Annotated in this window: 19 protein-coding genes; 12 read left to right on the top strand and 7 right to left on the bottom strand. The window is 55.3% G+C overall.

Annotated elements, in window-relative coordinates; all coding sequences use genetic code 11:
* Positions 1 to 31: 31 nt before the first annotated feature.
* On the top strand, positions 32 to 910 hold the full coding sequence (locus AB6T85_RS01310) for a D-hexose-6-phosphate mutarotase (RefSeq protein WP_301252750.1): 879 nt from the start codon (positions 32 to 34) through the stop codon (positions 908 to 910).
* Positions 911 to 943: 33 nt separating this feature from the next.
* Here the strand turns inward: AB6T85_RS01310 and AB6T85_RS01305 are convergent, their stop codons facing one another.
* Both AB6T85_RS01305 and AB6T85_RS01300 read right to left on the bottom strand, forming a co-directional pair.
* Entirely contained in the window at positions 944 to 1792 is an 849-nt protein-coding gene (locus AB6T85_RS01305; protein ID WP_369894823.1) for an aldo/keto reductase, read from the bottom strand.
* A gap of 77 nt (positions 1793 to 1869) precedes the next feature.
* A complete protein-coding gene (locus tag AB6T85_RS01300; protein WP_369894653.1) occupies positions 1870 to 2619 on the bottom strand; it encodes a MipA/OmpV family protein in 750 nt (249 codons plus the stop codon).
* Between the two features lie 47 nt (positions 2620 to 2666).
* On the opposite strand from AB6T85_RS01300, the gene AB6T85_RS01295 reads away from it, so the two are divergent.
* The 7 genes from AB6T85_RS01295 to AB6T85_RS01265 all read left to right on the top strand — a co-directional run bounded on the left by AB6T85_RS01295 (position 2667) and on the right by AB6T85_RS01265 (position 12112).
* Complete coding sequence (locus tag AB6T85_RS01295; protein WP_253453740.1) at positions 2667 to 2879, top strand: hypothetical protein; 213 nt, start codon at positions 2667 to 2669, stop codon at positions 2877 to 2879.
* 171 nt (positions 2880 to 3050) lie between these two features.
* The gene (gene yeaG / locus AB6T85_RS01290) at positions 3051 to 4985 is read left to right on the top strand and encodes a protein kinase YeaG (protein ID WP_125287770.1); all 1935 of its coding nucleotides are present in this window, start codon (positions 3051 to 3053) and stop codon (positions 4983 to 4985) included.
* Positions 4986 to 5055: 70 nt separating this feature from the next.
* On the top strand, positions 5056 to 6333 hold the full coding sequence (locus AB6T85_RS01285; RefSeq protein ID WP_253453738.1) for a YeaH/YhbH family protein: 1278 nt from the start codon (positions 5056 to 5058) through the stop codon (positions 6331 to 6333).
* Between the two features lie 599 nt (positions 6334 to 6932).
* The gene (locus AB6T85_RS01280; protein WP_253453737.1) at positions 6933 to 8660 is read left to right on the top strand and encodes a potassium/proton antiporter; all 1728 of its coding nucleotides are present in this window, start codon (positions 6933 to 6935) and stop codon (positions 8658 to 8660) included.
* Positions 8661 to 8727: 67 nt separating this feature from the next.
* A complete protein-coding gene (locus tag AB6T85_RS01275; RefSeq protein ID WP_253453735.1) occupies positions 8728 to 8961 on the top strand; it encodes a DUF1480 family protein in 234 nt (77 codons plus the stop codon).
* Between the two features lie 386 nt (positions 8962 to 9347).
* Positions 9348 to 10814 (top strand): undecaprenyl-phosphate galactose phosphotransferase WbaP, encoded by a 1467-nt coding sequence (gene wbaP, locus AB6T85_RS01270; protein WP_253453732.1) that lies wholly within the window; start codon positions 9348 to 9350, stop codon positions 10812 to 10814.
* Between the two features lie 107 nt (positions 10815 to 10921).
* A complete protein-coding gene (locus AB6T85_RS01265; protein ID WP_253453730.1) occupies positions 10922 to 12112 on the top strand; it encodes a multidrug effflux MFS transporter in 1191 nt (396 codons plus the stop codon).
* Positions 12113 to 12114: 2 nt separating this feature from the next.
* On the opposite strand, the gene dadX is transcribed toward AB6T85_RS01265, so the two are convergent.
* Together dadX and AB6T85_RS01255 are read right to left on the bottom strand one after the other, a co-directional pair.
* Positions 12115 to 13185 carry a catabolic alanine racemase DadX gene (gene dadX / locus AB6T85_RS01260; RefSeq protein ID WP_253453727.1) on the bottom strand — a complete coding sequence of 357 codons (1071 nt, stop codon included), beginning with the start codon at positions 13183 to 13185 and terminating at the stop codon, positions 12115 to 12117.
* 24 nt (positions 13186 to 13209) lie between these two features.
* A complete protein-coding gene (locus AB6T85_RS01255; protein WP_253453724.1) occupies positions 13210 to 14505 on the bottom strand; it encodes a D-amino acid dehydrogenase in 1296 nt (431 codons plus the stop codon).
* Positions 14506 to 15029: 524 nt separating this feature from the next.
* Between AB6T85_RS01255 and AB6T85_RS01250 the strand changes: the two genes are divergently transcribed.
* Complete coding sequence (locus AB6T85_RS01250) at positions 15030 to 16565, top strand: SpoVR family protein (protein ID WP_369894652.1); 1536 nt, start codon at positions 15030 to 15032, stop codon at positions 16563 to 16565.
* A gap of 65 nt (positions 16566 to 16630) precedes the next feature.
* On the opposite strand, the gene fadR is transcribed toward AB6T85_RS01250, so the two are convergent.
* On the bottom strand, positions 16631 to 17347 hold the full coding sequence (fadR, locus tag AB6T85_RS01245; RefSeq protein WP_253453719.1) for a fatty acid metabolism transcriptional regulator FadR: 717 nt from the start codon (positions 17345 to 17347) through the stop codon (positions 16631 to 16633).
* 302 nt (positions 17348 to 17649) lie between these two features.
* On the opposite strand from fadR, the gene dsbB reads away from it, so the two are divergent.
* The 3 genes from dsbB (at position 17650) to AB6T85_RS01230 (ending at position 21019) form a co-directional block, all read left to right on the top strand.
* Positions 17650 to 18180 (top strand): disulfide bond formation protein DsbB, encoded by a 531-nt coding sequence (gene dsbB / locus AB6T85_RS01240; protein ID WP_253453716.1) that lies wholly within the window; start codon positions 17650 to 17652, stop codon positions 18178 to 18180.
* Between the two features lie 130 nt (positions 18181 to 18310).
* Positions 18311 to 18481 (top strand): hypothetical protein, encoded by a 171-nt coding sequence (locus AB6T85_RS01235; protein ID WP_253453713.1) that lies wholly within the window; start codon positions 18311 to 18313, stop codon positions 18479 to 18481.
* 303 nt (positions 18482 to 18784) lie between these two features.
* Entirely contained in the window at positions 18785 to 21019 is a 2235-nt protein-coding gene (locus AB6T85_RS01230) for a putative phage tail protein (RefSeq protein WP_369894651.1), read from the top strand.
* Between the two features lie 97 nt (positions 21020 to 21116).
* On the opposite strand, the gene aroD is transcribed toward AB6T85_RS01230, so the two are convergent.
* Positions 21117 to 22001, bottom strand: a complete 885-nt coding sequence (gene aroD / locus AB6T85_RS01225; protein WP_301252780.1) for a type I 3-dehydroquinate dehydratase — start codon at positions 21999 to 22001, stop codon at positions 21117 to 21119.
* Positions 22002 to 22091: 90 nt separating this feature from the next.
* Positions 22092 to 22484: an STY1065/STY2022 family phage-derived protein gene (locus tag AB6T85_RS01220; RefSeq protein ID WP_253453704.1), complete on the bottom strand. Its 393-nt coding sequence runs from the start codon at positions 22482 to 22484 to the stop codon at positions 22092 to 22094.
* Positions 22485 to 22628 lie beyond the last annotated feature (144 nt).

The raw sequence follows: 22628 nt of genomic DNA, 5'->3' as shown, positions 1-22628 counted from the left end.
CCTTTTTTTTCGCTGAATAACAGGAGCTCCGATGAACGAAAAACTTTTTTCGCTGCCCGTAGCCGACCAAATCACGCCCTATATTTCACTGCGCTTAATGGGCGAGCTGCCCGTAGTCGTTATCGCGCATCCGAAGGTGCGCGCGGCGGTGACGCTGCAGGGCGCGCAGCTGGTTGCCTGGCAGCCCAGCGGCGAGAAACCGGTTATCTGGCTGAGTGAGAAAACGGCGTGGACGTCCGGCAAAGCCATTCGCGGCGGCGTGCCCGTCTGCTGGCCATGGTTTGGCCCGGCCGGCGAACCGGCGCACGGCTTTGCCCGCTCGCTGCCCTGGACGCTGTCGGCACACGACGAGAACGAAGAAAGCGTGATGCTGACGCTGACGCTGGAAAGCAGCGAGCAGACGAAAAAATTCTGGCCGCACGATTTTACGCTGTTTGCCCGTTTCCGCTTCAGCGATCGCTGTGAAATTGAGCTGGAAGCGCACGGCGACTTTGAGGCCACCGGTGCCCTGCACACTTACTTTGCCGTTGAGGATATCGCGGGCGTAGAGGTGAGCGGCCTGGGTCAGCCTTATATCGATAAGGTAAAAGAGAATGCTGAAGGCCGTGCCGAAAACGGCAGGCAAACCTATCCTGACCGCGTCGATCGCATATTTACCCAGCCGGAAGATTGCAGCACTATCCACGATACGGCGGGTAACAGGCTCATAGAGGTTTATCATCACTATCATAGTGACGTTGTCACCTGGAATCCCGGCCCGGCGCTTTCGTGCAGCATGAGCGATATGGCAAACGAAGGCTATAAAAGCATGGTATGCGTGGAAACGGCTCACGTGACGCAGCCCATGGTCAGCGCGGGCGAGTCTCCGGCCCGGCTGGCAACCACGATTAAAGTGCGTAAACGCGCTTAGTGAAGACGGCGGGCCCAATGCCCGCCTGCGGTTCTACACCACGTCCAGCGGCATTTTGCGATTGGGCGGCGGGAAAGCTACGTTGATTAACGCCAGCTCCTCATTGCTTAACACAACTTCCAGCGCGGCGGCGTTTTCAGCCACGTGCTGCAGCGAACTGGCTTTAGGGATCGCCATCACGCCTTCTTTGCGAATAACCCAGGCCAGCAGCAGCTGCGCCGTCGTAATGCCCTTTTGTTGTGCAATATTGTTCAGAACAGGATGGGTCAGCAAATCGTGCCGCAGTCGGCCAGCCTGCGCCAAAGGGCAATAGGCCATTACCGGGATCGCATGCTGCTGGCAGTCCGGCAATAAATCATACTCAATGCCGCGCGAAGCCAGATGGTAAAGCACCTGATTAGCCGCGCAGGCGTTGCCCCCCTCTTCGGCCAGCAGTTCTTTTAAGTCGCTACTGTCAAAATTTGATACGCCCCAGCGTCGAATTTTGCCTGCCTGCTGTAGCTTTTCCATCGCCGTGATGGTTTCTTCCAGCGGAACAGTGCCGCGCCAGTGGAGAAGATAAAGATCGAGATAGTCAGTTTGCAGACGACGTAAGCTGCGTTCGCAGGCTTCTACGGCATCCACTACGCCCGCGTTCCACGGATAAACTTTTGAAACCAGCCAGGTGCTGTCGCGACGGCCGCGCAGCGCTTCGCCTACCACCTCTTCCGCGCCGCCGTCCGCATACATTTCAGCGGTATCAATCAGCTTCAGCCCGTGCTCAAGGCCGGCCTGCAATGCCGCGACTTCCTGGCCTCGCTTGCTGCTTTCCTCGCCCATATACCAGGTTCCCTGGCCGATAGCCGGTACGCTCTGGTCGGAGAAAGTTACGGTTTTGGTCATCATGCCCTCCTGCACTGTTTCAGATCGCCATCATGATGCAAAAGGGCGCTGAGCGCCCTTTTATGATGCAGCCTTAATTAAAAGGTGTAGCTGATGCCGGTCCAGACGCTGACCTGAGAATCTTTGTCCACCATCGGGCTGTCTTTGACCTCGTCGCTCAGGCGCGTATAGCGACCGGCAACCGTGGCGTTCCAGCTCTGATTAATCGCCCAGGCAGCCGTCAGCTCCAGGTAAGGGTTCCAGCTGTCGTCGGCCTCGTAGCTGCGCAATCCGCTACGGCGCGATTCATTCTTAGAAACGCCATAATAGTAATCGTTCTGGTTTTCGCTGCTGTAGAGCGCGCCGATGCCCGGCGTCAGGCTGAAATCGCCGAAGTGGAAGCTGTAGAGATAAGTCAGATCCCAGATATAGCCGTCGCTGTTATCCAGCATATCGCCAGCCAGCACCGTCCTGATCGTACCCCAGTCAGCCGTATGGCGATAAGCCAGGCCGCCCATCAGCGTCATATGACGCTTATCCAGCGCTTTCAGCTGTTTATTGTCGGTATCATCGGGATCGAAGTTCTGCGGCGAGCCCAACACCGTCAGCGACAGCTGATCCTGTGAATCTTTCCAGAGGTAGTAGCCCGCCGTCAGGCTGCGCACATAAAAGCTGTCGCCTTCATAGTTAATGACCGGTACCGGGTAATAACGATCGTCTCCGCCTTTATAAGGGCTTTGGCTGTAAATCACCGAGGCGCCAAGCGTTAACGGGTTGGCATGAGCTACGCCAGCGGTAAAACAAACGGGTAAAAGCGCGGCAAGCGCGCTAACTTTGAAATAGTTCACAATTAATTCATTCCATAAATATAACAATCAGCAGAGTGAGTTTATCAGTGTTACATCATTTGTTTAAAATTTTAAAGATTCTGCCGCACGCAGAATCAACTTTAACGCTGCCAGCGCCTGAAGATACCAGGCGTGCTTATTTACAAAATCCCGCCAGCCCGCATCAGGCAAGGGGCAGCGCTAAGATCAATTCTGACTTTGTTATTGAAATTGCATCAGAAATGCGAGGAGGTTCAGGAAATTTCCTGAATGCCAACTAAGCTTTAATCAAAGACGCTAAGTTTGAAGAGCAGAGTAACCATCTTTGTTGTGTATCCCGATTAGAAGTCAGGTTGGCATAAGGGTTGCTGTACTCATTATAAGTTCCTTCAGGGGCTTTCCCTCATTAGGCTCCTGGTACCTGTGCTAAAAACGAAAGGACGGGCATCGCTATGAATATATTCGATCACTATCGTCAGCGTTATGAAGCTGCCAAGGACGAAGAGTTCACACTGCAGGAATTTCTTACCGTTTGCCGGCAAGATCGTAGTGCATACGCCAACGCGGCAGAAAGGCTATTAATGGCTATTGGTGAGCCAATAATGGTCGATACTGCTCAGGAGCCACGCCTTTCCCGACTGTTTTCCAATCGCGTCATTGCACGCTATCCCGCCTTTGAGGAGTTTTACGGCATGGAGGAAGCGATTGAGCAAATCGTTTCTTATCTGAAGCATGCCGCGCAGGGGCTGGAAGAGAAGAAACAGATCCTCTATCTGCTGGGCCCGGTGGGCGGCGGTAAATCTTCGCTTGCCGAGCGTCTGAAATCTTTGATGCAGCGCGTACCCATTTACGTGCTCAGCGCCGACGGCGAACGTAGCCCGGTCAACGATCATCCGCTGTGCCTGTTTAACCCGCAGGAAGACGCCAATATCCTTGAAAAAGAGTACGGCGTGCCGCGGCGTTACCTCGGCACCATTATGTCGCCCTGGGCGGCCAAACGGCTGCATGAGTTTGGCGGCGATATCTCCCGCTTTAAAGTTGTAAAAGTCTGGCCGTCGATTCTGGAACAGCTCGCCATTGCCAAAACCGAACCGGGCGATGAAAACAATCAGGATATTTCCGCGCTGGTAGGTAAAGTAGATATCCGTAAACTGGAGAACCACGCACAGAACGATCCGGACGCCTATGGCTATTCTGGCGCGCTGTGCCGGGCTAACCAAGGGATTATGGAATTCGTAGAGATGTTTAAAGCGCCAATCAAGGTGCTGCATCCTTTACTGACCGCGACCCAGGAAGGTAACTATAACGGTACCGAAGGGATTTCCGCCCTGCCTTTCAACGGCATTATTCTGGCGCACTCCAACGAATCAGAATGGGTGACCTTCCGTAATAACAAAAACAACGAGGCGTTTCTTGACCGTGTTTATATCGTCAAGGTGCCTTACTGCCTGCGCGTGTCGGAAGAGATCAAGATCTACGACAAGCTGCTTGACCACAGTGAGCTGACGCACGCGCCATGCGCGCCAGGCACGCTGGAAACGCTGGCGCGCTTCTCCATTCTTTCTCGCCTGAAAGAGCCGGAAAACTCCAGCACCTACTCGAAAATGCGCGTCTATGACGGCGAAAGCCTGAAAGATACCGATCCAAAAGCTAAATCCTACCAGGAATACCGTGATTACGCCGGGGTCGATGAAGGGATGAACGGTTTATCCACCCGCTTCGCCTTTAAAATCCTGTCCCGCGTGTTTAACTTCGATCATACCGAAGTTGCCGCCAACCCGGTGCATTTGTTCTACGTGCTGGAGCAGCAGATCGAACGCGAACAGTTCCCGCAGGATTTAGCCGAAAAATACCTTGAGCACCTGAAAGGCTATCTGATCCCGAAATATGCCGAGTTTATTGGCAAAGAGATCCAGACCGCCTACCTGGAATCTTATTCAGAGTACGGTCAGAATATCTTTGACCGCTACGTAACCTATGCCGATTTCTGGATCCAGGATCAGGAATACCGCGACCCGGATACCGGCCAGCTGTTCGACCGCGAATCGCTGAATGCGGAGCTGGAAAAAATCGAGAAGCCTGCCGGGATCAGCAATCCGAAAGACTTCCGTAACGAAATCGTCAACTTTGTGCTGCGTGCCCGTGCCCACAACAGCGGGCGTAATCCAAACTGGACCAGCTATGAAAAACTGCGCACGGTAATCGAGAAGAAAATGTTCTCGAATACCGAGGAACTGCTGCCGGTTATTTCGTTCAATGCCAAAACGTCCACGGATGAACAGAAAAAACATGATGATTTCGTCGACCGTATGATGGAAAAAGGCTATACCCGCAAGCAGGTTCGTCTGCTGTGCGAATGGTATCTGCGCGTGAGAAAATCATCCTAAACCCGACTTCATAAATGCATTCCCGTGGGTCAGCAAACCTGGCCCAACGGCAACGTTGTTTGGGGGAATTATGGCCTATTTTATCGATCGGCGTCTTAACGGTAAAAACAAAAGCGCGGTGAACCGTCAGCGCTTTTTACGCCGCTATAAGTCGCAAATCAAACAGTCGATCTCCGAGGCCATTAATAAGCGTTCGGTAACCGACATTGAGAGCGGCGAGTCAGTTTCTATCCCCGTTGATGATATCAACGAACCGGTATTTCATCAGGGCCGTGGCGGCCAGCGCCATCGCGTGCATCCCGGCAATGACCATTTTGTGCAAAACGATCGTGTTGAACGCCCTCAGGGAGGCGGCGGCGGTGGCGGTAGCGGACAGGGCAATGCCAGTCAGGATGGCGAGGGCAAAGATGAATTCGTCTTTAATATCTCTAAGGATGAGTATCTGGATCTGTTATTTGAAGATCTGGCCCTGCCGAACCTGAAAAAGAATCAGCATCGTCAGCTGAACGAGTACAAGGTGCATCGCGCCGGCTTCACCTCTAACGGCGTGCCGGCAAATATCAGCGTGGTGCGTTCGCTCCAGAACTCGCTGGCGCGGCGTACGGCCATGACAGCCGGGAAGCGGCGAATGCTGGGCGAGCTGGAGGCCGCGCTGGAAGCCGTGCAGAAAGCCGAACCGGCCCAGCTGCTGGAAGAAGAACGCCTGCGCCAGGAGATTGCCGACCTGCGCGCCCGTATTAAACGCGTGCCCTTTATTGATACCTTTGACCTGCGCTATAAAAACTTTGAGAAGCGTCCCGAACCGTCCAGCCAGGCCGTGATGTTCTGCCTGATGGACGTTTCCGGCTCCATGGATCAGGCCACCAAAGATATGGCTAAACGCTTCTATATTCTGCTCTATCTGTTCCTGAGCAGAACCTATAAAAATGTTGAGGTGGTCTATATTCGCCACCATACGCAGGCGAAAGAAGTGGACGAGCAGGAGTTCTTCTACTCGCAGGAAACGGGGGGCACTATTGTTTCCAGCGCCCTGAAGCTGATGGATGAAGTGGTGAAAGAGCGTTACGATCCGGCGCAGTGGAATATTTATGCTGCTCAGGCTTCCGATGGCGATAACTGGGCGGACGATTCACCGCTCTGTCATGAAATCCTGGCTAAGCATATTTTGCCGGTAGTGCGTTATTACAGCTACATCGAAATTACCCGCCGCGCCCATCAGACGCTGTGGCGCGAGTACGAGCATTTACAGGCGATGTTCGACAACTTTGCTATCCAACATATTCGTGAGCCGGAAGATATTTATCCGGTATTCCGTGAGCTTTTCCACAAGCAGGCGGAAAACGCCTGAAAGTAGTGATAAATCAGTCAGCATTTCGGGCTGACTGATTTTCTTACCCGCTTAGCAACATTCAGCGCTGCCTGAAGCCGCCTTTCAACCCCGGGCTATTTACAGCTTTGGCAAAATGACGTGCCGGGCCGGGCAACGTACTTATGCCTGGGTCAGGCAGCAGCCTTCTGAAAAAACCTTGCTCCTGAAGAGTGCATTGCGTTTCGCTTTCGATGCTTAAGCGTTTATACCCTTCCCTTAGCCTTCGCCGCCGTCAGGCCAGGCTTACGCTAAAAACGACGTCCGATGCAACGCTTACCGCTGCTGATTATGCAGTAAATACCTCTTCTTTCTCCCGTTTCGCTCCCATCCTTCCCGCCAGTCCCTCTCAAGCTAACGACATTAATCGTATTCTGATGTCAAAAGCACAGGCTATTTGTTACTATTATTCCCGCGATCGTTCCAGAATTTCTAAATTATCATACACTTGTTAGCTGCAGCAGCAGAAAACACGCCAAAACAGCCGTGGCGAAACAAAATTGCCCCTATTCCTATATTCAGGGTATGCTTACGCCTCGCCATCGACGCAGTTTTTTTATCAGATACAGGAGATTGCCCCATTGGAAGCCAGTGCTATCTATAGTCTGTTTATCATCGGTTCAGTGCTGGTGGCGGCAAGCATCTTGCTCAGTTCCTTCTCTTCAAAGCTCGGCATCCCTATTCTGGTTATTTTCCTCGCGCTGGGCATGTTGGCCGGCGTGGACGGCATTGGCGGCATCGCTTTTGATAATTATCCTGCCGCTTACCTTATCAGTAACCTGGCGCTGGCGGTGATCCTGCTGGATGGCGGAATGCGCACCCAGGCCAGCTCGTTCAAAGTCGCGCTGGGCCCGGCGCTCTCGCTGTCGACCATCGGCGTGCTGATTACGGCCGGGCTGACCGGCATGGCGGCCGCCTGGCTGTTTAACCTGAGCATGATTGAGGGCTTCCTGGTCGGGGCGATTATCGGTTCGACCGACGCGGCGGCCGTATTTTCGCTGCTCGGCGGTAAAGGGCTGAATGAACGCGTCAGCGCCACGCTGGAAATGGAATCCGGCAGCAACGATCCTATGGCGGTATTCCTGACCATCACGCTGATCGAAATGTTGGAACAGGGTCAGACCGGCCTGAGCTGGATGTTTATCGTGCATCTTATTCAGCAGTTTGGTTTGGGTATCGTGCTGGGCCTGGGCGGCGGCTGGGGGCTGTTGCAGCTGATTAATCGTGTCTCGCTGCCCAGCGGGCTTTATCCGCTGCTGGCCGTCAGCGGCGGCATTCTGGTGTTTGCGCTGACCACCGTGCTGGAAGGCAGCGGCATTCTGGCGGTCTATCTTTGCGGCTTCTGGCTGGGCAATAACCCAATCCGCAACCGGCACGGCATTCTGCAAACCTTTGACGGCATGGCCTGGCTGAGCCAGATCGGTATGTTCCTGGTGCTGGGGCTGCTGGTGAATCCTACCGATCTCTGGAATATCGCCTTACCGGCCATGCTGCTGTCGCTGTGGCTGATCCTGTTTGCCCGTCCGCTCTCCGTTTTTGTCGGCCTGCTGCCGTTTCGTGGGTTTACCACGCGTGAACGCTTCTTTATCAGCTGGGTTGGTCTGCGCGGTGCGGTGCCTATTATCCTGGCGGTTTTCCCGATGATGGCCGGACTGCCGCATGCCTCGCTGTTCTTTAACATCGCATTCTTTGTGGTGCTGGTTTCGCTGATGGTACAGGGAACCTCTCTCGGCTATGCTGCCCGCAAAGCCAGGGTGATCGTGCCGCCTACCGCCTCGCCTGTTTCCCGCGTGGGCCTGGATATCCACCCTGAGAATCCCTGGGAGCAGTTTGTCTACCAGCTGGGCGCTGATAAATGGTGTATCGGCGCCGCGCTACGCGAGCTGAAAATGCCGCGCGAGACGCGTATCGCCGCGCTTTTCCGCGATAATCTGCTGCTGCATCCAACCGGCAATACCCGTCTGCGCGAAGGCGACGTGCTGTGCGTGATTGGCCGCGAAAAGGATCTGCCGGAACTGGGTAAACTGTTCAGCCAGTCGCCGCCCGTTTCGCTCGATCAGCGCTTCTTTGGCGACTTTATTCTTCAGGCCGATGCTCGCCTGCACGACGTTTCAGAAATTTACGGTATCGAGCTGGATGAAGAGATGAATATGCAGCAGACGCTCGGGCATCTGGTCGCCAGCATGATCGGCGGCGCGCCGGTGGTCGGCGATCAGGTGGAATGGAAAAACATGATTTGGACCGTGGCGGAAAAGCAGGATAACGAAATAGTGAAAATCGGCGTGCGGATGGCGGAAGAGCGAGAATAATCCTGGGGCCGACTGGCAAATAACGACTACGCTTAAAGTTCGTGTCTAATCCGGAAGGGAGAAAATCATGGGTCATGTCGTAAAGATTGGTCGCTATGAAATTATCGACGCAGAGCTGGATGCGCAAAATGTCGATACGGTCATTATTCCCTGCAAGACCAACCCGGCGCTGAGCTATCAGCTCGACGGGTGGGATAATGAGACCAGCGTGCCCGCCTGGATTGATGGCGAACCTGTCGATCTGGCTATCGGTCACTACGATACCGAGCAGGATCAGTGGGTACTGAAAAAGCCAGCCTGAATCTGAACCAAAGCCGCTTATCTTGCCGCCGCGTTATTTCGCGGCGGTGAGCTATAATAATGTCTTATATTTGTTATACGCCTGTCATAAATTATCTTTTGCAATTTAATTTCCCGCTTCGTTTACTTTCCATTTCCTTTCAAAAAGCATTTTTCCCATTTTAGGAATTACCCGTATTAACTAACTCTCTGCTCTCCTGCATACTCTGTCACTGCTTCATGATGAAACAACGCCGACGTGTTTCATTTATTTAATCTCCTGAAACATACGGCCGTTAACTATTTAATACGCTGAAATTAAAACACTTAATTTCAGTATGATAACCCCTGAACGCGTGCTTGATCCTCGTCAGGTCAGCAATCCCTTATGAAAAGAGAGCAGGCATTATGGCAAGTACTCTGGTACTGAATGACCGTCGCCGCGCATTTAGCGGCACCCGGAAAAACATTATCGCCAAGCTGGCATTAAGTCTTAGCGACTTAATCTCCATTAACCTGGCGCTGTTTTTATCCACGGCAACCGTACGAGGTATTTGGGGGAACCTGGATATATTTCTTCCCCCGCAGGAAGTGCAAATACGCTTTACCGCCCAGTTTGTGATGTCCGTGGTCTGTACGGCCTGGTTCTGGATGCGGCTTCGTCACTATACCTACCGCAAGCCTTTCTGGTTTGAGCTGAAAGAGATCATTAAAACCCTGGTGATTTTCTCCCTGCTCGACCTGGCGCTGATTGCGTTTTCAAAATGGGATTTCTCCCGTCTGCTGTGGAGCTTCACCTGGATCTATGCGCTGGTCCTGGTGCCGCTGCTGCGCTCCAGCGTCAAGCACGCCATTCTGAAAGCGGGACAGTGGCAGAAGCAAACTATCATCATCGGCTCCGGTAAAAACGCCCGCGAAGCCTATGCGGCGCTGCAAAGCGAAGAGATCCTGGGCTATGAGGTAAAAGCTTTTGTCGCCTCTAACGGCCATACCGGCGCGGAAAGCCTGAACGGCGTGCCGGTTATTACCGCGAAGGACATCGTCTGGGACACGGTCGATCTGGAAAACACCCAGTTTATCGTTGCCATGGAGTACGAGCAGCAGGCGATGCGCGATAAGTGGCTCAAGCTGCTGTCGAAAAAGAAATGCCGCAGCGTTTCGGTCGTCCCGACGCTGCGCGGCGTGCCGCTCTACGGCACCGATATGTCTTTTATCTTCAGTCATGAAGTGATGATCCTGCGCGTCAGCAATAACCTGGCCAAACGCTCTTCACGCTTCCTGAAGCGCGTGTTCGACGTGGTGGTCGCCTCGCTGCTGCTGCTGTTCCTGGCCCCGGCTTTCGGCCTGATCTGCTGGCTGGTGGGCCGGGACGGCGGTAACAAAATTTACGGTCACGAACGCGTCGGTCAGGACGGCAAGAAGTTTAAATGCCTGAAGTTCCGCTCAATGGTCACCAACTCGAAAGAGGTGCTGGAAGAGCTATTGGCAACCAGCGCCGAAGCGCGCGCCGAATGGGATAAAGACTTCAAGCTGAAAAACGATCCACGCGTAACCAAAATCGGTGCTTTCCTGCGTAAAACCAGCCTGGACGAGCTGCCGCAGCTGTGGAACGTGATCCGTGGCGAGATGAGCCTGGTCGGGCCGCGTCCGGTGATTGAAGCGGAGCTGGAGCGCTACGCGGGTGACGTTGACTATTATCTGATGGCGAAACCGGGGATGACCGGCCTGTGGCAGGTTAGCGGCCGTAACGATATCGACTACGATACCCGCGTCTATTTCGACTCCTGGTATGTGAAAAACTGGGCGCTGTGGACGGATATCGCCATCCTGTTTAAAACGGCTGGCGTGGTACTGCGTCGCGACGGCGCTTACTGAGTTCCGGGGCGGCGGCTGCGGCACCGCCCCATAAGTTTTCCTTTTCTTTTCTCCCCGTTATCACTACTCTGTGCGGCTTGCTTTTTTTACTGGACGCCGCCGCCTCGATGCAAAAATTCACTTTACTTCTTCTCAGCCTGGTTCTGTTAGCACCGCTTGGCATCGATCTTTATTTGCCTACGCTGCCCGATATCGCGCTTGGGCTGAATACGCCGGTCAGCACCGTGCAAACGACTATTCCTCTGTTTCTGCTGGTGATGGGCCTGGGGCAGATTGTCGCCGGCCCGCTGGTGGATAACCTGGGCAGAAAGCCCGTGGCGCTGGCCGGGCTGCTGCTGTATATCGTTGGCAGCGTGCTGGCCGCCACCGCTTCCGGCTGGCCGCAGTTCCTCTGCGCGCGCGTGGTGCAGGGCTGCGCCGTTTGCTGTACTGCCGTGGTCGCCTTCAGCGGCGTGCGCGACAGGCTTGACGGCGACGATGCCGCCCGCGCCTATGGCTTTCTGAACGGCGCACTGAATATCGTGCCCGCGCTGGCGCCAATGCTGGGCGGCTTTCTTGCCGAGGCCTTTGGCTGGCGCGCGCCCTTCTGGTTTTTAACCGCCTATGCGGTCGTCATCGGTCTGCTGGTGATTTTCTTTTTACCGGAGACCCGCCCGGCAGGCACGCTGGCCGTAAAAGGCATTCCGCTGCGTCAGTACTGGCAGATCCTGCGTCAGCCTCGCTTCCTGGCTTTCGCCTTTGCCAACGCGGGCGCGCTGGGGATGGTATTAACTTACGTCTCGCTGGCGCCGCAGGTGCTGATGACCGAGGGCCAGCTCTCTGCGCTGCAGTTCTCCATCGCCTTTGGCGCCAACGGCTTCTGGATCATGCTGGTCAGCGTGCTGGTGAATAAGATGATCCGCAAGCTGGGTCGCCCGATTTGTCTGGCGACGGGCAGCGTGGCGATGACGCTGGGCGCGGTGATGCTGTTGGGCGGCGTGCTGCTGTTACCGCTGGCATGGCAGCATCACTGGGCGCTCTATATGCTGCCGGTGGCGGTATCCGTCGCCGGGCTGGCTTTTACCGTCGGCCCGGCCACCAGCTACGCGCTGGAGCCCTATCAGAAACAGGCGGGCGTCGCTTCCGCGCTGGCGGGCTTTATCCAGATGGCCGGCGGCGCGTCGGGTGGGCTGTTGGCGATGGCGCTGCCGCTGGCGGAAAAATCCGCGCTGGCGCTGATGATGGTGGTGGGCGCGATACTGACGGGAACGGCCTGGTACTACAGTAAAAAAGTGCGCGGCACGCTGACCGCGCTTTAACCTTAAACGACGTTTACCGGTACGCGAGGCGCGAGCGCACACATCAGCTCATAGCCTACCGTACCGGCCGCTTTTGCCACCTCGTCGATTTTGATGTTGTTACCCCACAGCTCCACCTGAGTACCGATGCCCGCCTGCTGGCAGGGCGTCAAATCCACCGTGATCATATCCATGGAAACCGCGCCGACAATCTGCGTTCTGACGCCATCAACCCAAACCGGCGTGCCGGTTGGCGCATGGCGCGGATAGCCGTCGGCATAGCCGCAGGCAACGATGCCGATACGCTGCTCGTCGCTGGCGCGGTAGCGTGCGCCATACCCTACGCCATCGCCGCGCCTGAGCGACTGGACGCCGATGATTTCACCGTTCAGCGTCATGGCCGGCCGTAGCCCGCTGCTGGCGACATCCTGCCAGTCGCCGCTTGGCGAAGCGCCATAGAGGATAATGCCCGGACGCACCCAGTCGTAATGGGTGTGGCTGTGCCACAGCGTCGCCGCCGAATTCGCCAGCGAGCGCGGGCAGTTCAGCCCTTCCGCCGCCTGATTGATGCGCGCCATCGGCGCCGTCACGCCTTCATTGCTTTCCGCTTCGGCAAAATGCGCCATCAGCGTGATCTCGCCAACGTTCGGCAGCGTTTTAAGCTTGTGCCACACCTGCTGTACCAGCGCGGGCTGAAAGCCAAGACGGTTCATGCCGCTGTTCATTTTCAGGTAAATATCCAGCGGCGCGGAAAGCTTCGCCTTCGCCAGCGCCTGGATCTGCCAGTTGCTGTGCACGCTGGTGGTCAGCCGGTAGCGATCCAGAATCGGCAGCTCGTCCGCATGGAAAAAACCTTCCAGCAGCAGGATGGGCTTATTCCAGCCGCTTTCGCGCAGCAGAATAGCCTCTTCAAGATTCAGCAGCGCAAAACCGTCGGTCTCTGACAGGCTTTGCCAGACGCGAGCGATACTGTGTCCGTAGGCGTTGGCTTTTACCACCGACCAGACGTGGGAGCGAGGAGCAGCCTGGCGGGCGACGGCCAGGTTATGCCGCAACGCGCTGGTGTCGATAGTTGCGACAATAGGACGAGACATAACTTCTCCTGTTATAAGCGGAAACTAGCGCGCGCCGTGCAGTATTGGGCCTGTAGTGGGCAGAAATCCCGGCAGATAGCGCATAACCGATAAATCGTCAGCGGCAATCGCCGGAGCGCGTCCTGAGATAATATCAGAAAGCAGCTGTCCGGAGCCGCAGGCCATGGTCCAACCGAGCGTTCCGTGACCGGTATTCAGATAAAGATTTTTAAACGGCGTGCGGCCGACAATCGGCGTGCCGTCCGGGGTCATCGGACGCAGCCCGGTCCAGAACGTCGCCTGGGCGAGATCGCCGCCCTGCGGATAGAGATCCCGCACCACCATCTCCAGCGTTTCGCGTCTGGCGGGCAGCAGTTTGGTATTGAAGCCGACGATCTCCGCCATGCCGCCCACGCGGATCCGGTTATCAAAACGCGTAATCGCCACTTTATAGGTTTCGTCCAGCACCGTGGAAACGGGCGCTGCCTCCGGATTGGTAATCGGGATAGTCAGCGAATAGCCTTTCAGCGGATAAACAGGGATAGCGATAATGTCGCGGAGCAGCGAAGTGGAATAAGAGCCGAACGCCACTACGTACGCGTCCGCCGTCACGATCTCAGCGCCGCATTTCACGCCAACAATCTGGTTATGCTCCTGCAGCAGCGCGTCGACGGGCGTATTAAAGCGAAAAGTCACGCCTGCCGCCTTCGCCATCTCTGCCAGCCGACGAGTAAACAGCTGACAGTCGCCGGTTTCGTCGTTAGGCAGGCGCAGACCGCCGGTCAGCAGATGCCTGGTCGTCGCCAGCGCGGGTTCCGCTTCGGCCAGCTGGCTGGCTTCCAGCAGTTCATAGGGCACGCCCGCCTCTTTTAATACCGCAATATCCTTGGTGGCGCTTTCAAACTGCTGCGCGGTGCGGAAAAGCTGCAGCGTTCCACCCTGGCGTCCCTCATAGGCAATACCCGTCTCATGGCGCAGCGCCTTCATGCAGTCGCGGCTGTATTCAGCGATGCGCACCATGCGGCTTTTATTTTCCTGATAGTGGCGCATATCGCAGTTACGCAGCATTTGCCACATCCAGGCCAGCTGGAAACGGCTGCCGTCCGGGCGGATAGCCAGCGGTGCATGACGCTGAAACATCCATTTTATCGCCTTCAGCGGCACGCCGGGCGCAGCCCACGGTGCCGCATAGCCGGGCGAAATTTGTCCCGCGTTGCCCGCGCTGGTTTCCAGCGCCACGTCGGGCTGACGGTCGATAACCGTCACCTCATGCCCGCTTTGGGCCAGATACCAGGCGCTGGCCACGCCCACCACGCCACTTCCCAGAATGACAACTCGCATCGCTACTCCACCGCCGGTTTCTTAAAGATGAATACACTGGATACAGGCGGCCGCTGCGGTGAAAAAAGCTGCGGGATGACAGCGGACGCCCTGTAAAAATATTGCCCTTCTTTTTTACCCTGGGCGGGAATAAAAACAAGATGCCGATGATAAATCGGAGTTTAATATTGCAATAGTTGCGACGGCAGCAGCAAATAATCATGAAGGCGCTATTTATTCCTTTCCGCAGCAGAATATGATTACGCCATATTTTCCGCTTATATACAGGATATTATCCTGTCCGGATTATTATTTTTTGCGCTTTGCCTGACGTTAAAATGATTTTCCGGCTTCCGCTCTATTTTCTGCCGAAGATTTCCATTGTATTCCCCTGAGCGATCGGAGAGAGTGAACTATCATTGAGTTACTGGCTTCAATTCCAGGCCTGTTCCGATGGCGGCAGCGTCATGGCAGGTCGTAATGAAAACGGATGTTTGTCGCTACTGATGTAACGTCGAAAACCGGTTTTAAAAAAGGGGTGCGCTATGACGACTATCTTTGATGAGTCCATTACGAACAGCCAACGACTCAGCGACGGTCCCGACTGGACGTTCGATCTACTGGACGTCTACCTTGCAGAAATTGACCACGTCGCCAAACTCTATCGCCTTGATACCTATCCGCATCAAATCGAAGTCATCACTTCTGAACAGATGATGGACGCTTATTCCAGCGTCGGGATGCCCATCAACTACGCGCACTGGTCATTCGGTAAAAAATTTATCGAAACCGAACAGCGCTATAAGCACGGTCAGCAGGGCCTGGCTTATGAAATCGTCATTAACTCCAATCCGTGTATCGCCTATCTGATGGAGGAAAATACCATCACTATGCAGGCGCTGGTGATGGCGCACGCCTGCTATGGCCATAACTCCTTTTTTAAAAATAACTACCTGTTCCGCAGCTGGACGGATGCCAGCTCTATCGTTGACTACCTGATTTTCGCCCGTAACTATATCAGCGAGTGTGAAGAGCGCTACGGCGTGGAGGAAGTCGAACGGCTGCTGGATTCCTGCCATGCGCTGATGAACTATGGCGTCGATCGCTACAAGCGCCCGCAAAAGATCTCCTTGCAGGAGGAGAAGGCCCGTCAGCGCAGCCGCGAAGAGTATCTGCAAAGCCAGGTGAACATGCTGTGGCGCACGCTGCCGCGTCGCGAAGCGGAGGCGACCCATACCGAAGCAGCACGCTATCCCAACGAGCCGCAGGAAAACCTGCTCTATTTTATGGAAAAAAACGCGCCTCTGCTGGAGTCGTGGCAGCGAGAAATCCTGCGTATCGTGCGTAAAGTCAGCCAGTATTTTTATCCGCAGAAGCAGACGCAGGTGATGAACGAGGGCTGGGCGACCTTCTGGCACTACACCATCCTTAATCATCTGTATGACGAGGGCAAAGTCAGCGAGCGCTTTATGCTGGAGTTTCTGCACAGCCATACCAACGTGGTTTATCAGCCGCCCTATAACAGCCAGTGGTATAACGGTATTAACCCTTACGCGCTGGGCTTCGCCATGTTTCAGGATATCAAGCGCATCTGTCAGGAGCCGACGGAAGAAGATCGTTACTGGTTCCCGGATATTGCCGGTTCAGACTGGCTGGAAACGCTGCACTTCGCGATGCGCGAGTTCAAGGACGAGAGCTTTATCAGCCAGTTCCTGTCGCCCAAAATCATGCGGGATTTCCGCCTGTTTACGGTGATGGATGACGATCGCAATAACTTCCTGGAAATTGCCGCTATCCATGACGAGGCGGGCTATCGGGCGATCCGTCAGCAGCTTTCCGCGCAGTATAATTTAAGCAACCTGGAGCCTAATATTCAGGTTTATGATGTCGATCTGCGCGGCGATCGCTCATTAACGCTGCGCTACGTGCCGCATAGCCGCGCGCCGCTGGATAAGAGCCGCCGCGAAGTGTTGAAGCACGTGCATCGCCTGTGGGGCTTTGATGTCCATCTGGAGCAGCAAAATGACGACGGCAGCACGGAAATCCTCGACCGCTGTCCGCCCCGCCCCACTTCCCTGTAATAACCTGAAAAGCCGGTGCTGAAGACCGGCTTTTTTACGGCTTATCCAGAGATTTTACAGGAATACTAACGACGTATGCCGGATTCAGCGGGCATGGTGTTTTGCATGCCGTGCCAGATTTCACCGCTGCGATGGCCGTAATCGCGCACCGTTTCCACAATCTTGTCCAGCTGCTGGGCCTGACAAATCGTCAGCAGCTGCTGATAGAATTCACGCGCCACGCGACGCGCTTCCGGATTTGAAAAATAGTGACGGCCTACGCGGGTGTACAGCCCTTTCAGCCCGTTAAGGATCAGGCCGTAGATAGGATTACCGGAGGCAAAAGCCAGCCCGCGAAAGATATTGTAATCCAGCTCGGTATAGGCTTCCGCCTTGTCTTCTACCTGCTGCGCGGTGACCAGAACCGCCTCAGCTTTATCCGGATGAATACGGATAGCGCGGCGAATAAATACGGAGGAAATATCGGTGCGAACCGAAAGCAGGCTGTCGATAAGCTGCGGCACGCTGTCATGATCGAGACGCGCCAGCGTTTCAAGGATGCTTAAGCCCGAGGTTTCCCAGAAATTATTTACCCGGGTCGGCTTGCCGTGTTGAATGGTCAGCCAGCCGTCGCGCGCCAGGCGCTGCAGCACCTCACGCAGCGTGGTGCGGGTCACGCCGATCAGCTCTGACAGCTCGCGCTCAGCAGGCAGAATTGACCCCGGCGGGAAGCGGCTGTTCCAGATACTTTCGATAATATATTCTTCAGCGAAGCCCGCAGGGCTCTGGGCCTTAATAACCATAGCGTATTGTTTCCGTTGCGTTCAGGGCTGCAAAAATTCGGCTCATCATACCAGATGGCTTAGCCGTCACCTAGACTGACGAAAGCGTAAAACGCTGCCGAAATCGCATTTCTCCTGAAATTAAGCCCTTGATTTACGTTATTAAGCCGTGGCCGCTTTCAGCGCGCCGTCGAAGCGATACATTTTTTTACACAGCGGCTAAGCCGCGCCGTATTCAGCAGCGTAAATTTACCGCATAGTGGCTGGCACGGCAGCCCTTTTGGTTTACACTGCCGGTTCAACGCTTATTACAGGGATTGATTATGTTGCACTATTTTAATAGCCGTTCTCGTGGTCGCGGCGCCTGGTTGCTGATGGCGCTGACGGCTTTTGCTCTGGAGATGGTTGCGCTCTATTTCCAGCACGTGATGCTGCTAAAGCCCTGCGTGATGTGTATTTACGAACGCTGCGCCCTGTTCGGTATTCTTGGCGCTGCGCTGGTGGGCGCTATTGCCCCCAAAACGCCGTTGCGCTGGGTGGCGATCCTGATTTGGATCTATAGCGCCGTGGAAGGCGTGCGTCTGGCATGGGAGCATACGATGATCCAGCTGCATCCGAATCCTTTTACCACCTGTGATTTCGCCGCCCGCTTCCCGCAGTGGCTGCCTCTTGATAAGTGGCTGCCGTCGGTATTCGTTGCGACGGGCGACTGTGCGGAAAATCAGTGGTCGCTGTTTTCGCTGGGTATGCCGCAGTGGATGACGATTATCTTTGCCGCCTACCTCGTTGTCGCCCTGCTGGTGCTGCTTGCGCAGTTTTTCACGCCGAAAAAACGCGATCTTTTTTCCCGCTAAACGCACTCCTCCTCCCGGTCGTGCCCGTTGTCTGCGGGCGGCCGGGCTTTGCCTTTTCCCGCAGGCCGCGTTGTCAGCCCTTAACAAGGCGGCTACGCTTTAGGCATACTTCGATGCGAAAAGGGAAACTATGAAAAACATTGCGTTAGCCCTCTCCTTTGCTTTTTCCGTTACGCTACTCTCCGGCTGCGCCCACTGGGGCGCCAATGATACGCACAGCCCGCCGCCGGCGCCGCCGAGTGGACAGCAGCCTCCGGGCGCACCGGGCGGCAGCGGCCCTGTCGGTCAGCCTCAGTCCTGAACCCGCCTCCCCTGAAGTCACGCGCTCAGGGGATTTTTTTGTCTTTCTCCCTCCGGCACCTTAAAGCCAGGCCGGGTTCAGAACGTCATTTCACCGTTTACCTCCCCTTTTTTAACCTGCTTAAAACATAAGAAATATTGTTAAGTTAATATCACGCCGCTTATTAAATCGTAACGAGTTAATCGCGTAAATATATGAAATAAATAATAAAAAACACTATTGCCAATTCTTCACCAAAGGAATACAGTGCAGTTACTGTATAAACATACAGTTAAAAACTCACTAACAAAGGATGGAAACATTATGGCTGATACACTGATTTTTAATGAAGTTGCTTCATTCGCCGCGCTGCGTGCCCGCAAACCTGCCGCTGAAGGCGAACGCGTTTTCCTGAGCTCCTGGAATGCCCGCGCTGCCGGCGACCGCTCTGTCACCTTCGGCGAAGGTTGGTTTACCGGTTATCTGGTCGCGGCGGCGGACGACGGCGGCTTTATCGCCAGCAACGGCGGCGCGTACCACTGGCGTCGCGACAGCGATATTGAAGCGTTAACCGTTCATGACTTCGGCGCCGTACCGGGCGGCAAGGTTGACTGCGCGCCTGCCGTTAAGGCGATGTATGAATTTATGACCGGCAGCTTCGCCCGCGGCTTTACCGACGGCCTTTCCAGCAAAGTCGGTATCCGTTTCGGCACGGGCACCTACCTGGTTAAGCCGCTCGACCTGCGCACCTATGGCGACAAAATCCCGGCCAACCATTCGGAACTGCCTTATAACCCAAGCGGCTACTTCGCCGCCGGCGATTTCGTGATGCGCGGCGTGACCACCAGCTTCGGCAAGCAGATCGGCACGCGTATTATCTCTGACAAATCCGCTTCGGCCGTGCTGGCGCTGAACCACCGCTACTTTTCCATCTACGGCATTGAGTGGGAAGGCCAGCAAACGGTGAAGCAGGACGAAAAAACCAATATGCTGATTGGCGCAACGGTGGGCGTGTTTAACGATACCGCCTCCAATAAACAGCCGTTTATCACTAACGAATGCGTGGGCGGCACCTTTGCCAACGTCTCCTACTTTAAAGCCAGCAATACCGGTGAAGCGGCGATTTACTACCTCGACAGTCTTGACAGTAAATTCACCCAGATTTACTGCAGCCGCGTGGCGGGCCCGGTGATTAAGGTAGGCTGGAGCAACCGTCCGTCCGGCGCCTGGGATCACTCCACGGCGATTGAGCTTACGGAATTTAACTTCCAGTACTGCTACGCGCCAGCTATCTGGATCCCTCGTCATGGTCAGGGCCTGATCCGTAACGGCTGGATCGAACACAGCGCCGTTCCGATGGATATCAACAACGGCCAGTGGCTGATTGAAGCGCTGAGCATTGAGTCCTCTACCTACGATGCCGTGTTCTTTAATTCACGCGTTATTATGTCGCAATGGTCAAATCCGACCGGCGTGGAGTACGACCGCACTTCTGCGCCAGGCAGCGCAACCTGGTTCAGCTATCCGAAAAACCCGGACGGCAGCGATATTGTCGCCAGACTCTCCGGGTATGAAATGGGCATGTCGCTGTTTCAAAACAGCGGCACCTATCTGGACCATCCGCTGCGCGCGCAGTGGCTGAGCGGCGTGCTGCGCGGCACCATTGACAGCAGCCAGCGCTGGTTGAATATCGGTACGTTTCGGATGCCGAAAACCGGCAGCCACTGGAAAATTGAGGTGGACTGCCGCAGTACCTACGGCGGCATCGGTGGCGACACCGCCATGCCGATCCAGAACGACCGTGCAGCCGGTACGCTGCATATCCACGTAGCGCGTGGCGCGGGCTCGGTTCCGGCAGTAAGCTACTGGATGGAAGGCACGCCGGGTATTAGCGAAGTGCAGTATATCCCTCAGGATTTTAACGATATCCTGCCGGGCCTGTGGGTCAAGCTGCCTGATACCATTGCCGAATATGGCGTGCACGTTCGCGGCACTGGTGAAATGCGCGAAGATAACGGCAGCTGGGCAAGGTTTACGCCAAGCGGCGTGACGCAGAGCGCAGCGCCGGAAGGCGGCGTGGCGGCGCAGGCGCGGATGTCGATGAACAACGGCCTGGCCGGTTTTGGCGCACAGGATGATGTTGCCGGGATCAGTACTCGCTCCCAGGCCTCGACTACCGTGCCGGTTGAGCAATCTAAACCGCGGCAGTGGATGCGCATTAACATCAACGGAATTGAATACGCGATGCCTTATTACGCCTTTACGCCGCAGATTGACACCCAGCCGGCAGCCACGGTTTCCGTCACGGCGGGCGGCACGTTAAATCTGACCGTTGCGGCTAAGGATGCCGCAACCTGGCAGTGGCAGAAGTCGACCAACGGCACTACCTGGACGAATATCGCCAATGCGAAAAGCGCCACCTGGAGCAAAGCAGCCGTGACTACCGCCGATGCCGGCCAGTATCGCTGCGTGATCAAGGGACAGGTCGGTGCCGTGGACGCCACCGTGACCACCAACCAGGTAACCACGAACGTCTCAGTGGTCACCGTCACCGCTTAATGCAGTACGGGGTGGCGACGCTTTGCGTCCCGCCCCCAGGCTACAGGCCGCATCGGAAACGATCTGCTCAGAACGTCAGGATGTGCCTGTAGCTGCCTTATGAACGCATTCCTTTATGTACCACCTCCAGCACCTTTCCCAGATCCTGTACGTCAACCTGCCCCGACGCCGAAGCGTCGCCAAACATAGCGAAAGTCAGCGCCGAACCGGACAGTTCTCCGCTCATGCGTGACAGTACGCCCGTTTCACCCATCGACATCGTTAACAGCGGGCGCTGCGCATAATGCTGATGCATATCCAGCGTAGCGTTAAGCAGGGTCAGCACGTCTTCCGGGCCTTTCGGCATCGCCGCCAGCTTCAACACATCCGCGCCGCGCCGCTGCTGCTCGCTCAGGCGGGCGATAATTTCCTGAGCGGAAGGCGTAGCGTGCAGCTCATGGCTGGAGAGAATGATATGTTTACCCTGTTGATGCGCCAGCCCGATCAGCGGATCGGTCAGCGTGCTGTCGCGGTACATTTCAATATCCAGCAGATCGAACTGGCCAGCCGTCAGTAAGGCGTGATACAGCGCGGCATACTTCCGATCGCTGATGGCTTTCTTGCCGCCTTCGGCTTTGGTGCGAAACGTCAGCAGCAATAGCTTGTCGCCAAGACGCGAGAACACCTGCCGCGTTAAAGCCGCCATCGCGTCGGTATCGTCAACGTTGTCCAGCGGATCGAGCCTTAGCTCCAGCATATGAAAATCGCTTCTGTCCGCAATCTTATCAACGAAGGCTAAAACCGCCTTTTCGCTGCTGTCAGTGGTTGGGATAATTACTTTGGGCTGACCTTCGCCAATAGCGATCCCTTTCAGTTTCAGAACGGGTTTATCAAGCTGAGGCGGTGTCGAAGCTTCGGAGGCCGCTGCGGCGGCAGGTGTGGAAGACATAAGCGAAAGGGCGACCAGTGCGCCTCCGCAACCGATAAACTCTCTGCGATGCATAACGCTTTACCTCCCGGTTAAGGGTAAAGATTTTAAGCATAGCAAAGGAAATCAAGCCGGTAGCGCACTGCCCTTGACGGATGCCAGACGCTAATCGATCTTACGACAGTCGTACGAACCGGAAATTTTTATCTGGCTGCGGCTGCTGCGCAATACCTCAACGTCAAGCGTGGCGCTACCCGCCTTATTCAGGTATGTCATCCCGTAATCGCCCTGAAATTTGGTAGCAGCCACGGTCCAGTGCATTTTCACATTGTCGACATCGCCTTTCTGCTGCAGCCAGCTGACCTGCTGCCTGCGGGTTTTTACGCCGTCCACGGTCGCCCAACTGCCGTTCGCCGTCTGCCCGGCCAGACGAAAAGGCCCGCATTTAATATCCGCCAAAGCAAGCTGTGGCAAAGCAAGTGCCACGGCAAGCATGGAAAGAAGGATCGGTTTCATTTTTACCTTGCGAATATAACTATCCATTGTAGAAGTGAGCATCTGGTGTTCCTTATTGAGTAAACTGCGGGCAATACCTGGAGCGGCATCAACATCTACTGAATAATAGCTTACTTAACGTTTAGCGCGGCGCACCCTGAGTTTAATTAGCCGACTTTTCTGCCCTACCTCAGAAATAATGCAAAC

Origin of the sequence: Erwinia aeris (genome assembly GCF_041224955.1) — a bacterium.
In the GTDB taxonomy this organism is placed as follows: Bacteria; Pseudomonadota; Gammaproteobacteria; order Enterobacterales; family Enterobacteriaceae; genus Erwinia; species Erwinia aeris.
Note: the sequence above shows the minus strand (reverse complement) of the source record. Positions and strands in the feature narration are given on the sequence as shown.

Excerpts from the sequence above, each read along its gene's own strand:
- fadR (WP_253453719.1), bottom strand. The coding sequence starts at position 17,347 with ATGGTTATTAAGGCCCAGAGCCCTGCGGGCTTCGCTGAAGAATATATT.
- AB6T85_RS01305 (WP_369894823.1), bottom strand. The coding sequence starts at position 1,792 with ATGACCAAAACCGTAACTTTCTCCGACCAGAGCGTACCGGCTATCGGC.
- AB6T85_RS01310 (WP_301252750.1), top strand. The coding sequence starts at position 32 with ATGAACGAAAAACTTTTTTCGCTGCCCGTAGCCGACCAAATCACGCCC.
- yeaG (WP_125287770.1), top strand. The coding sequence starts at position 3,051 with ATGAATATATTCGATCACTATCGTCAGCGTTATGAAGCTGCCAAGGAC.
- AB6T85_RS01250 (WP_369894652.1), top strand. The coding sequence starts at position 15,030 with ATGACGACTATCTTTGATGAGTCCATTACGAACAGCCAACGACTCAGC.
- AB6T85_RS01265 (WP_253453730.1), top strand. The coding sequence starts at position 10,922 with ATGCAAAAATTCACTTTACTTCTTCTCAGCCTGGTTCTGTTAGCACCG.
- dadX (WP_253453727.1), bottom strand. The coding sequence starts at position 13,185 with ATGTCTCGTCCTATTGTCGCAACTATCGACACCAGCGCGTTGCGGCAT.
- wbaP (WP_253453732.1), top strand. The coding sequence starts at position 9,348 with ATGGCAAGTACTCTGGTACTGAATGACCGTCGCCGCGCATTTAGCGGC.
- AB6T85_RS01230 (WP_369894651.1), top strand. The coding sequence starts at position 18,785 with ATGGCTGATACACTGATTTTTAATGAAGTTGCTTCATTCGCCGCGCTG.
- dsbB (WP_253453716.1), top strand. The coding sequence starts at position 17,650 with ATGTTGCACTATTTTAATAGCCGTTCTCGTGGTCGCGGCGCCTGGTTG.
- AB6T85_RS01220 (WP_253453704.1), bottom strand. The coding sequence starts at position 22,484 with ATGCTCACTTCTACAATGGATAGTTATATTCGCAAGGTAAAAATGAAA.
- AB6T85_RS01285 (WP_253453738.1), top strand. The coding sequence starts at position 5,056 with ATGGCCTATTTTATCGATCGGCGTCTTAACGGTAAAAACAAAAGCGCG.
- AB6T85_RS01275 (WP_253453735.1), top strand. The coding sequence starts at position 8,728 with ATGGGTCATGTCGTAAAGATTGGTCGCTATGAAATTATCGACGCAGAG.
- aroD (WP_301252780.1), bottom strand. The coding sequence starts at position 22,001 with ATGCATCGCAGAGAGTTTATCGGTTGCGGAGGCGCACTGGTCGCCCTT.
- AB6T85_RS01235 (WP_253453713.1), top strand. The coding sequence starts at position 18,311 with ATGAAAAACATTGCGTTAGCCCTCTCCTTTGCTTTTTCCGTTACGCTA.
- AB6T85_RS01255 (WP_253453724.1), bottom strand. The coding sequence starts at position 14,505 with ATGCGAGTTGTCATTCTGGGAAGTGGCGTGGTGGGCGTGGCCAGCGCC.